The organism is Clostridium sp. FS41, from assembly GCF_000954015.1.
GTDB lineage: Bacteria > Bacillota > Clostridia > Lachnospirales > Lachnospiraceae > Enterocloster > Enterocloster citroniae.
The window spans coordinates 36,356-48,110 of record NZ_JYHN01000054.1 but is presented as its reverse complement, the minus strand read 5'-3'; the positions used below and the strand labels follow the sequence as shown (position 1 = coordinate 48,110).

9 protein-coding genes are annotated in these 11,755 nt (G+C 49.0%); 2 read left to right on the top strand and 7 right to left on the bottom strand.

What is annotated here, in order from left to right:
• Positions 1 to 28 precede the first annotated feature (28 nt).
• From CLFS41_RS09750 to CLFS41_RS09740, 3 genes are read right to left on the bottom strand one after another with little or no spacing between them, the layout of a single operon-like run.
• A complete protein-coding gene (locus CLFS41_RS09750) occupies positions 29 to 2,095 on the bottom strand; it encodes a ribonucleoside triphosphate reductase (protein WP_045092165.1) in 2,067 nt (688 codons plus the stop codon).
• Positions 2,096 to 2,140: 45 nt separating this feature from the next.
• Entirely contained in the window at positions 2,141 to 3,055 is a 915-nt protein-coding gene (locus CLFS41_RS09745; RefSeq protein WP_007864616.1) for a YitT family protein, read from the bottom strand.
• A 29-nt stretch (positions 3,056 to 3,084) separates the two neighbouring features.
• A complete protein-coding gene (locus CLFS41_RS09740; RefSeq protein ID WP_045092164.1) occupies positions 3,085 to 3,468 on the bottom strand; it encodes a metal-dependent transcriptional regulator in 384 nt (127 codons plus the stop codon).
• 256 nt (positions 3,469 to 3,724) lie between these two features.
• Between CLFS41_RS09740 and CLFS41_RS09735 the strand changes: the two genes are divergently transcribed.
• On the top strand, positions 3,725 to 4,567 hold the full coding sequence (locus tag CLFS41_RS09735; RefSeq protein ID WP_007864612.1) for a YitT family protein: 843 nt from the start codon (positions 3,725 to 3,727) through the stop codon (positions 4,565 to 4,567).
• A gap of 20 nt (positions 4,568 to 4,587) precedes the next feature.
• On the opposite strand, the gene CLFS41_RS09730 is transcribed toward CLFS41_RS09735, so the two are convergent.
• Positions 4,588 to 5,826 carry an MFS transporter gene (locus CLFS41_RS09730; protein ID WP_045092163.1) on the bottom strand — a complete coding sequence of 413 codons (1,239 nt, stop codon included), beginning with the start codon at positions 5,824 to 5,826 and terminating at the stop codon, positions 4,588 to 4,590.
• Between the two features lie 165 nt (positions 5,827 to 5,991).
• On the opposite strand from CLFS41_RS09730, the gene CLFS41_RS09725 reads away from it, so the two are divergent.
• Entirely contained in the window at positions 5,992 to 7,152 is a 1,161-nt protein-coding gene (locus CLFS41_RS09725) for a DUF2812 domain-containing protein (RefSeq protein WP_045092162.1), read from the top strand.
• On the opposite strand, the gene CLFS41_RS09720 is transcribed toward CLFS41_RS09725, so the two are convergent.
• The 3 genes from CLFS41_RS09720 to CLFS41_RS09710 form a co-directional block, all read right to left on the bottom strand.
• Positions 7,122 to 10,007 carry a diguanylate cyclase gene (locus CLFS41_RS09720; protein WP_242827924.1) on the bottom strand — a complete coding sequence of 962 codons (2,886 nt, stop codon included), beginning with the start codon at positions 10,005 to 10,007 and terminating at the stop codon, positions 7,122 to 7,124. The two genes, CLFS41_RS09725 and CLFS41_RS09720, sit on opposite strands and share 31 nt — an antisense overlap.
• A gap of 227 nt (positions 10,008 to 10,234) precedes the next feature.
• Positions 10,235 to 10,672 carry a flavodoxin gene (locus CLFS41_RS09715; protein ID WP_007864590.1) on the bottom strand — a complete coding sequence of 146 codons (438 nt, stop codon included), beginning with the start codon at positions 10,670 to 10,672 and terminating at the stop codon, positions 10,235 to 10,237.
• A gap of 4 nt (positions 10,673 to 10,676) precedes the next feature.
• Positions 10,677 to 11,300 (bottom strand): DUF3793 family protein, encoded by a 624-nt coding sequence (locus CLFS41_RS09710; RefSeq protein WP_007864587.1) that lies wholly within the window; start codon positions 11,298 to 11,300, stop codon positions 10,677 to 10,679.
• Between the last annotated feature and the right edge of the window lie 455 nt (positions 11,301 to 11,755).

Sequence of the window (11,755 nt, the reverse complement as noted above, 5' to 3'; positions counted from 1 at the left end):
TGTCCCGGAACCCGTTTCAGGATTAATATCAGATCCTGTACATGACCCTGTTCCTAAATTCCTGGGCTTTGCCGTCATTCCAGTCATGGACCGGCCTGTAATATCCGGCGATCCTGCTGTAGATATCTGCTTGGGCGCCGCATTTGGGACACACCTTCTGTCTGCCGGGCAGGTAACCGCAGGACTGGCAGATCGTATAAATGGGCGACAGCGTACAGTAAGGAATCGTATGCTCCGTGATCCCATGAAAGACCACATCCCTTGCCTTTCTCCAATCCTCAAGCTCCTGCTCCACATAGATGTGGAAAACAGTCCCCGTGGTGTAAAGGGGCTGTACCTCATCCTGGTTTGCCAGCGCCTCCTCCAATGGAATATCATGGTCTGCGGGAAGCTTTGTGCTGTTGGTGTAATACGGTGCGTTCCCTTCCCGGCCCCCTGTCCTGATCTCAGGGAAACGCTCCCTGTCAAGCCTGGCAAAACGGAACGTAGCCGACTCTGCCGGAGTTGCCTCCAGACCATAAAGGGTTCCGTATTCCAGCTGGTATCCGATCAGTTTTTCCCTCATATGGTTTAACACAGAGACAGCAAACTGTCTTGTCTTCTCCGACTCCATCCCTGCCCGCAGCCATGGGGCATTCAAACCTGCTTCATTCATGCCGATCACGCCAATGGATGAAAAATGGCTGTCAAAATCAGACAGGTAGCAGGCTGTATAAGGATAAAGGCCGTTCTTTAACAGATTGGAGACCACCCTTCTCTTTGTATCCAGGGAACGTGCTGCCAGATCCATCAGATGGTCCAGTCTTTCATAAAATTCTTCCCCACTCCCGGACTGGAAAGCGATCCTTGGAAGGTTGATTGTCACCACGCCAATGGCTCCCGTGTGCTCCCCGTATCCGAAGAATCCTCCGGCCTTCCTGTGCAGCACATGGAGATCCGGCCGGGTTTCCTGGCAGGAGATCCTCACATCCTCCGGTACCAGGCCGCTTCTGGTATAGTTGATAAAATACGGTGTGCCGTATCGGGATGCCAGTGAAAACAAAAGCCGGTTCTGTTCCGTTTCGGACCAGTCAAAATCAGACGTCACCCCATAGGCCGGGATCGGATACTGGAACCCCTGGCCATTGGCATCGCCCTCCAGCATTGTTTCCAGAAAGGCTTTATTGACCATGTCCATTTCTTCCTGGCAGTCCCCGTATGTAAAATCCATCTGTTTCCCGCCTACAATGGCCCGTTCTCCCGCCATGTCCTTTGGCACCTTCAGATCCATGGAAATATGGGAAAACGGCGCCTGGGTCCCCCATCTGCTGGGGGTATTGACCCCGAAAACAAATGCTTCCATGCATTTTTTCACTTTATCATATGACAGGTTGTCTGATTTTACAAAAGGTGCCAGATAGGTATCAAAGGAGGAAAATGACTGGGAAGCCGCCCATTCATTCTGCATAATACCCAGGAAATTAACCATCTGGTTGCACAGGGTGGCCAGGTGTTTGGCCGGGGAGGCTGTGATCTTTCCCGTAATTCCCCCAAGGCCGTCCAGCAGCAGTTTTTTTAATGACCATCCGCAGCTGTAGCTGGTCAGCATGGACAGGTCATGGATATGGATATCCCCGTTGAGATGCGCATCGGAAACCTCTTTGTCATATATCTCCGTAAGCCAGTAATTCGCTGTCACCGCTCCTGAATTGTTCAGGATCAGCCCGCCCACGGAGTATGTTATGGTGGAGTTTTCTTTCACTCTCCAGTCCTCCACCTTCACATAGTTATCCACCACATCCTTATAATCCAAAGTGGTCTTTTCCAGATTCCTGATCTTCTCCCTCTGCTTTCTGTAAAGTATGTAAGCCTTTGCCACGTCCGTGTATCCCGCTTCCTCCAGGACCTTCTCCACACTGTCCTGGATATCCTCCACCGGGATCCGGCCGTCCTTCATCTTTCCCTGGAAATCGGAGGTCACCCGAATGGACAGCAGTTCAATGATATCATCCGTATATGATTTGCCGGTTGCCTTAAATGCCTTCTTGATCGCCACAGTGATCTTCTCCAACTGAAACTCCACGATTTCTCCGTCCCGCTTAACTACAAAAAACATATCCTGTTCCCTCCTCAAAAAGTTGTCCCTGTCCCGCCCCATTCATCATTCAAATGGCTGTATATAAAAATTCCCCATCACATCGCTGGAATTTATGACATTCACAAATGTGTCGGGATACTGCTCCCGGATCCTCTTTTTCATTTTCCGCACATCATTGTCCGACAGCACGGTATAGATCATATACTTCTTATGGGCCGTATATGAGCCGAATCCCTTCAATATGGTACTGCTGTGGTTTGTAAGCTCAAGCAGGTCGGCTGATACGTCCGCCGGATGGTCCGTGACAATGAGCAGAGTCTTCTTCTTATATTTTTTATAAAAGGTATTGATGATCTGTGTATTACAAAATTGGAAAATAATAGAATATAATGCTTTGTCCATGCCAAAGATTGCTCCTGAAACCAGGATGATCACCGCGCTGAACAACAGCATATAGTTAAATGTGGACACCTTATACTTGACGGACAAGGACATGGCTATAAAATCCGTCCCCCCTCCGCTGGCATTATGGTTAAGGATAAGGCTCATTCCCAATCCGTTGAGGATCCCTCCAAAAACAGAGATCAGCAGGATATCTCCCGTGATGGGTATGACCGGCAGCTCATCCACCAGAACCGACACTGTAAGCAGGCTGATGCAGGACAGGATTGTAAATTTCCTGCCCACCAGCCGGTAGGCAAATACAGCCGGTATTGCATTAAACAATACATTGAGCACAGTAAATGAGATCTTCACATCATAAAAAGTCAGGCCCACCCTCTGGATCAGTTTTGCCAACCCTGAGAAGCCTCCGGGCACCAGTTTTCCCTGCTCCACAAATGTATTCATGTTGACGGCCACAATCAGGCTCCCCAGCAGAATACACAGGAATGCGCCTGCATCCCTCCACTGCTTGTTTCGATCCGTCTTTTTCAGCTTTCCCTGAGTAAAATCTGAAACAATGTTATTCTCTTCCATGCATATCTCCTGCCCTGTTATCTGCCCTGTTATTTGTCTTGTTCCAGCTCATGCAGCAACCCCACTTTTTTCAGGGCTTCAAAACTCTCCTCACTGATGGCATGCTCCAGCCTCCCGGCGTCAATATGCGCCTGTTCATGGGATATACCGGCATCCATGAGTACCTGCTCAAAAAAGCAGTGCATCTCAAACACCAGCTCGGCTTCCGCCTTGCCGCTGTCTGTCAGCTCAATCAAACCGGCAGGATCCTTTTTAATATATCCCTGCTCCTCCAGCTGCTTAACCGCAATGCAAACACTTGGTTTGGAAATTCCCATGTGCTGTGCGATGTCAATGGAGCGGACCGTGCCCTTATTGTTCTTTAAAATATAAATAACCTTTAGATATTCCTCTCGTGATGTGCTCAGTTTCATATAACCCCCCGCCTCCCTAATTAAATATGAACAGATCGATCAAGGATTGCTTTTATCCATTCTCTTTCTCCTCCCATAATTGTATCATATTACCACAACTGTTCAATCACTTTCTTCCTTGTTTTTACAGAAAAGCATCTGTGAATTGCATGAAAGTCCTTCGTGTGATACAATACCAAAGGATATTTTTAAGTCTGTTTAACCTGCGGACCAATACGGATTGAACAGACAATAATGGATTGATGGGAGATTTAACATGAAAAAACGGGAAGCGGTCTGGGAGTTCATCATGATTACATTTGCCACTGTTATTGTAGCTGCGGCAGTCTTCTTTTTTCTGATACCCAGCCATGTATCAGTGGGAAGCATATCCGGTCTGGCAATCGTGCTTGGGAATTTTATTCCCCTGAAGATTTCCGCCATCACCTTTGTACTGAACATTTTTCTTCTGATTCTGGGCTTCCTGTTCATCGGAAAAGAATTCGGCTCAAAAACCGTATACACCTCCTTCCTGCTTCCGGTTGTGCTGGCTGTGTTTGAACTGATGTTTCCGGACAACCAGTCCGTTACCAATGACGCGTTTCTGGACATGCTCTGCTATATTTTTGTGGTGAGCATCGGTCTTGCCATGCTGTTTAACCGGAACGCCTCCTCAGGGGGACTGGACATAGTGGCAAAATTCCTGAACAAGTATCTGCACATGGAACTGGGCAAGGCCATGTCACTGGCCGGCATGTGCGTGGCCCTGTCCTCCGCCCTAGTTTATGATAAAAAGATCGTGGTGCTGAGTGTATTGGGAACTTATTTAAACGGAATTGCCCTGGACCATTTTATTTTTGGCTTTAATATCAGGAAACGTGTATGCATCATCTCCGAACACGAGGAAGAGATCAGGGAATTCATCCTCCATCATCTCCACAGCGGCGCGACCATCTATGAAGCCATTGGCGCCTATGACAAAAAGCCCAGAAGAGAGATCATTACAATTGTTGATAAAAGCGAGTACTCCATGCTGATGACATTTGTCTTAAAGACGGATAAGGATGCATTTGTGACAGTCTATACGGTAAATGAGATCATATACAGGCCCAAATGCTGATAAACGGCGCAGATATTCCCTTATCCGCTAAAGGTAGTTCCTCTTGTGTCACAGTTTCGCACTGCAGGCACTGCAAGGCAGAGGAATGAAGCCAGCAAAACCAGCGCTCCTGCAATCAGGAACCACTTTTCAACCCCGTATGTTTCCGCAAATACTCCTGAAACAGCCAAGCCCACCGGGCCGCTGATCAACTGTATGCTGCTGGACAATGACAGCACACGTCCCAGGTATCTTGCCTCAAAATTGCTTTGCAGCAGCGGTGTATAGATTCCCCAATAAAAAGGTCCGGACACCCCCATCAGACAGGAACAGACAACAAACAGGGAAAATCCCCCTGGCGGAAGGACCCCTGAGACAAACAAGCTGAAACTCATCAACAGGAAGGAACCAATAATGGTATGGATCCTGTTTTTTGTTCCTCCCCACCTGGACAGGATCAGGGAGCCAAACAAAAGCCCCAGTGAAAACACGACCTCAACCAAACTTGCATGGGTGCTGGTCCCGTTAAAATAGGACATACTCATCAGAGGAAACAATGCGCTGGCGGGCATCAGCGCCAGTGTATAAAGAGTACCGATCAGAACCAAGCCCAGCATCCCCTTGTTAGTGAGGAGGATCTGGAATCCTTCTTTTGCCTCCCGCAGCACCTGCACCTTTCCCCGGCTCCCGTCCCCGGGCAGTTCCGGTATGCTGGTGATCCCCAGGGTAAACACTGCGGTCAGGGCACCTATAACATCCAGGAAAATGATCCCGCTTAAACTCCATGAACTATAAAAAACAGCAGCCAGAACCGGGCTTAATATCTGTGAAACAGACCCAAGGGCCTGGGAATATCCGGCGCATCTGGTCAGCTGGTCCTCAGGTACGATCTGGGGCGTAACCGCCTGCAGGCAGGGGGTATGGAATGCCGAACCCACAGAGCGGCACAGCAGGACCGCAAGTATCAGCTCAGTGGACAGCACGCCCATCCATCCTGCGATCACCATGACAAAGCTGGCTGCAGAGATCAAAAGGTCGGATATGATCATGATCCGCTTCCGGTTGTATCGGTCAATAAACACGCCTATAAACGGCCCCAAAACTCCCTGGGGCAGAAATCCCATCATCATGGCTGCTGACAGCACAAGGGCGGATCCAGTCTGATCCGTAAGATACCACACAATGGCAAACTGAAGGACAGAGCTGGAAAACTGAGACAATGCCTGCCCTGCCCATATTGTAAAAAAGTTTTGTTTCCAATTTGATATTGATCCGTTCATTCCAACGCTCCCAATCAGTGATTAAAATTATATTATAGATAGTATATGGGATAAAATCAATATGATCAGTGATTTCTTTATGAGTATATGGATCCTGCTCTGAGTTGACATATTTTTCATATATGGTATAAATGAGTCATAACAACAGATGGGGAGGACCGGACCATGGAGAAAAAATACGCATTTCACCCCAAAGATTATGAGATTGGTGAGACTGAACAATTCTATACAGATATGGCGGCCAAGGGATGGCGGCTTACAAAGCGCGGGGCGATCCTCAGCCGCTTTTCCCCTGACGGTAACTGCGCCATGCAGTACAGGGTCGATACAGCGTCCCCAAAAGAACTGGAAAAAAGAAAAGCCGGATTTAAGGAACAGGGATGGGAATATGTGACCGGCCACGGCTGCATCCATATCTTTTGTGTTCCAAAAAGCCGCGGGGTCACTGCATTATATCCCCAGCCGCGGAAGCAGGCAGATACACTAAAACCCCTTAGAAAACAGTATGTCAGCGCACTGCTCCAGCCGCTGATATGCGTTTTCTTCCTGATCCTTTTATGGAACGTATCCTACGCAGTAGTCGGGCAGGGGCATTTTCACGTGGAGTTTTACCGCATCTGGCTGGAGGAAACCGCTTTGTCGGCCGGGTTTGCGTCCTTTCTTTTGTGGAGCGTGTACAGTAACATACGGGGGATATGGCATATTGGCCGCCTGCGCCGGTACATGGAAAGGGGAATCTCACCGGATCATCCATCCGTTCCCGCTCACCCCATTCTCCGGTTCACGGACCGAACATTGATCCTGTGTACCGTGATGCTGGGAGGCCTGGCATTATTCCAGAGAATCGGCCGCCTCACCTATGACATGCCCTCTCAGTCGGATGGTCCGTATATCCTGCTCTCCGACATGGGGGTCACAGGTCAAAGGAACCAAAGCTTTGTGACAAATAGAAGCAGTCAGGTGGTTTATGACCAGTCACTTCTCGCGGAACACTGGGACACATTTGAAACGGTTGAAGCTGACGGCAAAGAATTGTGGATGTATCAGGACGTTTACCATCTTAAATATGGCGGCATGGCAATACCGCTGATGAATTCCCTGATGATGGACGCCACCTTTGCCAAACTACCCGCGGACTTTATTGCCCAGGATATTCCGGGACTGGACTATGCCTGGACCGGCCAGCGACTGGAGTGTATTGCCGTGTCAGGCGATATGGTCTATTATGTAACTTATCCCTTTCACGACCATGGTGAAATGATATCAGCCCTAAACGCCATTGCCGTCAAATGCAGTTACCTTCCCCGCCCCATGGAGGGATCATAGACCTGATAGCGGCTTTTTCCCTTATCCTTTGCAGCATACATTGCCAGATCCGCCCGTTGGAACAGGGTTGTAAAATCCAGTCCGTCATTGGGATGGAATGCAGCGCCTATGCTGCAGGTGGGGTGGAATATGATCCCCTTTTGCGTGAACATTTCCTGAATGGATGCAAGGACCATGGACATGCGTTTCCTGACCGTGTCCACATCCGGAACACAGGTCATAAAGATCAGGAATTCATCGCCCCCGATCCTGGACAGGATATCCTCCCCGCGAAACTGCCGGTTCAGCACATCCGCAACATTTCGCAGCACCATGTCCCCGAACATATGGCCCCTGTTGTCATTGATCTGTTTAAAATTATCCACATCCAGGATCAGGAGCGCATTGAGACTGCCGTGAAGCGGCTTTTCCAGCATGGCATCGATTAGTTTTCTGGCCTGGCGGCGGTTATAAAGCCGGGTCAGTTCATCCCGTTCCGCCTGGTACTGAAGGGCCTCTGCCGTCCTTCTCTGCTCATCTACATCAGCCAGCATGCCGATCACACGGCTGACCTGGCCCAGGGCGTCAAACTGGGAGGAGGCCCTCAGCCGGAACCATTTATACCGTCCCTCCCCATCTGACAGCCTGAATTCCATCTCTTTATAGGGCAGTCCTTTTTTTAACTCCTCCAAATCTTCCAGGAACAGCGGTAGATCGGCCGGGTAGATATGGGATATCAGACGCACCTTGCGGGTGAATTCTTCCCGGATGGGCACATACCCTAACTTTTTTCCAAAATTAGATGAATAATTTACGGTATCCTTTCCAATGTCCCACTCGATGAGGATATCCTCCGCCTGTTCCATGATGATCCTGTGGCGCTCCAGGGACAGACGCAGCTCCTCCTGAGCCTGTTTGGTGGCTGTGATCTCCATCAGTGCGCACACCAGATGTTCCGTGTTGTCGGATCCGGTCACCACCTGGCATTTTTCCAGAACCCACAGGATCTCCCCTTCCTTTGTCTCCAAACGGTATTCCAACTCCGCTGATCTGCCTTCACTAAGCTGCCTGGCCGTCTCTTCCACGACCCTGCCCTGATCCGGGGCATAGATCATTCTAAGATACTTATTATCAAAGCGTTCCCTGATCTCCTCATCGCTGTACCCCAAAAATTCATTCAGGCCCCCATTGGTCTTAACAAGGGTGAATTCCCTGTCATTGAGACAGCTCTGGACACTCCCTATCATGCGGCTGAGGGCAGCGTCATTGAACATCCGAAGCTCCATGGCACTGGAAACAGGCAGTTCTCCTTCATCCGGCTCCAGTTCGCTCCATATGAGCAGGGCTTTTTTCTGATAAGGATTGCCTGTATTGACCCGCAGCATGGTGGCCCGGCACCATCGGTATACCTGGTATACACGGTCATAGATCCTGTAACTCCGGCTTTTCTTGTTAAAGCCCTTATCCATAAAATCATGCTGGTATTCCCCCAGAAGCTTGATCGCAACAGATCTGTCATCCGGGTGAATGGCGGTCCGGGCAAAATTGCCAAAAGCTTCCTCAAAACAGCTGCTGGACTTTAGCAGATCGAAATCATGGCTTGCCAGATACACAACATGGAAGAAACCTGTGTTAAAATCCACTTCCACCACAGTGGAATCAATATACTTCAGCAATGTCAGATATTTATGCTGACCCGTATGCTGGCTTTCCTGGTTCTCACCATAGCGGCTTACCGCCTCGTCTGCGGTGAGCATTGAAACCTTCATGGTCTTCCCGTCCTGATATTCATTGGATAATCCGGCAAACGTATCCTTGACATTCTTAAAACACTCCAACAGCCTGGGAGAAAATACTCCGCATTCCCCGTTCAGGATCATATTGATCGCCCGGGCCGGGGGGATAGCCTTTTTGTAAACGCGGTCGGAGGTCAGTGCGTCATAGCAGTCACAAATCCCCACTACCTGGGCACAGATGGGTATATTGTCCCCGTGAAGCCCATCCGGGTATCCTTTTCCGTCCCATCTTTCATGATGATACCTGCAGATGTTATAGGCATACCGGAGATACTCCTTATCCCCCATGCGGTCCAGGTTCTCCAGCATCTCACAGCCTTTTGTGGTGTGGGTTTTCATGATTCCAAATTCTTCCTGAGTAAGCCTTCCCGGCTTGTTAAGGATGGAATCCGGGATGGCGATCTTCCCAATATCATGCATGGAGGAAGCGCTGGCTATGATATCGATCTGTCTTTTGTCAAATCCTATTTCCGGAAAATGATTGGATACCTCCTCCAGCAGCACCTTTGTAAACATACGGATCCGCTGTATATGCTGTCCTGTCTCCACGCTCCGGTACTCAATAATGGCGGACAGGGCATCGATCATCACCGCATTGGACTCCAGAAGCCTGGCAGCCTGCTCATCGATCCGTTCCTGAAGATTCTGCTGGTTCTGGCAGAGGGCAATACTGTTTTGTACGCGGCGTTTCACCACCACCGGCTCAAACGGTTTCATCACAATGTCGGAAGCGCCAAGGTCAAAGGCTTTAACCGTATTATCCGGCGAATCCTCGGAGGTGATCACAATGACCGGACACTCAGCAAGCATATCCAGATCATTCATCTCTGTCAGCACCTGAAACCCATCCTTTTGAGGCATGACCAGATCCAGGAGCACAGCAGCGATCTGCCTGTGATACTGTTTTAAAAAAAGCATTGCCTGGTCGCCATTTTCAGCCTCCAACAGATTGTAATCCTTCTCGAAAATCCCCCTGAGGATGATCCGGTTCACCTCTATATCATCTACAATAAGAACGGTATCCCGGCCTCCGTATTCCCTTTCCCCTTCCTTTCCCAACTCCAATTTTTCTTCCAGCACCTTGTCCGTTCCCCTTCTTTCTTCTGCTGTCACAACAGACAAAAGCTGCATAGCAGAAACTTTATTTCTATCCTATACCATAACATTTTAAAAAGGAAAATGCAATTTTTTTACCTTTTATAACAGAAAGATCCCCCGGTCTCTATTTCCCGGAGGATCGTTCCTATCCCTTACCCTATTGTTTTCATAACCCGTCACCTATGACGGACCGGACAGGGCGATGTATTCTATGCCAGCAGTCCTGCCAATGATTTTCCCAGTTCCCTGCACTGACTCAGGGCATCCTCATCCGGAACCTCCTGGGCGATCACACCCTGGCCCCCTACCAGAACAGCCCCGGCATTCTGAACGCGCTCCTCCCAGTCACGCATCCACTGGCCGTCTCCCCATCCATAAGAGCCAAACAGACCGATCTGTTTCCCGCCCGCAAATGCCTCAACAGCCTCCATAAAGGGCTCCATCTCATCCTCCTCAAGGACTTCCGCCCCCATGGCCGGACAACCCAGTGCAAATACAGGCGCATCCTTCAGCACATCCGCGGATACGGACGAGACTTCCGCAACCGTACACTCCTTACCGGCTTCCTTCACACCTTCCGCCACTGCATTGGCCATTGCCTCCGTGTTGCCGGTCTGGGACCAATATACTACCATAATCTGATTCATGTTTTCATCCTCCTATTGTCATTGATTTATATTGTTTTAAACCATAAATCTCAAGAATATCCGCAATATCCATGCCGTGTGATACCATATGGATCACATGCTCCCTGGCATGATTATACCGCCTGAAAATGGACCTGCACTCATTGAGATTGGAGTATACCTTCCAATATCCAACGCACAGGAAATTCTTTCCGTTATTCTCAATAAATCCGATCACATCCTCCGGGGGATATCCCAACAGCACGCCGATCTCATGAGGAAAGCCGCGTCCCCCTTCCATATGGGCTTTATATCGCCGGGACACAAGCCTGAGTATGGAAACCGGATCCTGGCAGCCGTATCCAAACCGCTCCATCAGCTGCTTGATCTGCGGCTGGTCAAGATAAGACTCCAGCTTCTGTTTCCTGTAAAGGAGAAATGTGGTCTTTTCCCCGGATTCGTACAGTACATAGCACGAGATGGACGTTCTTCTGAAGGTTCTCAATACTTCCTGCTTTTTCCTGCTGCCGACAGTGAGAAGATTGGATATCTTCATCCCGGTGAGAAGCGGGGCACACTGCATGGCAATCTGTGTTTCCAGATTGTCATGGTTCATGGTCATCAACAGATGCAGGGTTTCTTTGCTCATATAGGGCACCTCCTGGGGCAGATGATAATTCGTTTTAGGCGCTATCTAACTGTTATATAAGGTTAGTTCTAGCTAACTTCTGTTCTATATTCTATCAGCTGCATCAGGAATTTGCAAGATAGGTAATTGGGAATGTTTCTCACTACAGGGATCTGAACCTGATTTTGGGCTTCAAGGCAGGGATGCTGTTGCGCGGAATCTTTGTGAGTTTTTTTCTCATTCATTGCTTATGACATTTTTCCATCAAATTCAATCATATTTGCGCGATAGACTCTCGCGTGTTTTTTTCTCTTCGTTTTTATCTCATGTATTTTAACCATATATCCGGCCGCTGACACCAGACCCGACTGTCGTCAACTGTAACTAACTGCAAATAACAGTTTTTTATATTCTGAATGCAAATTCCGGGGAAATGTTATATAATGAACCCTGGGGTCTGTTTGAGGATTCATATC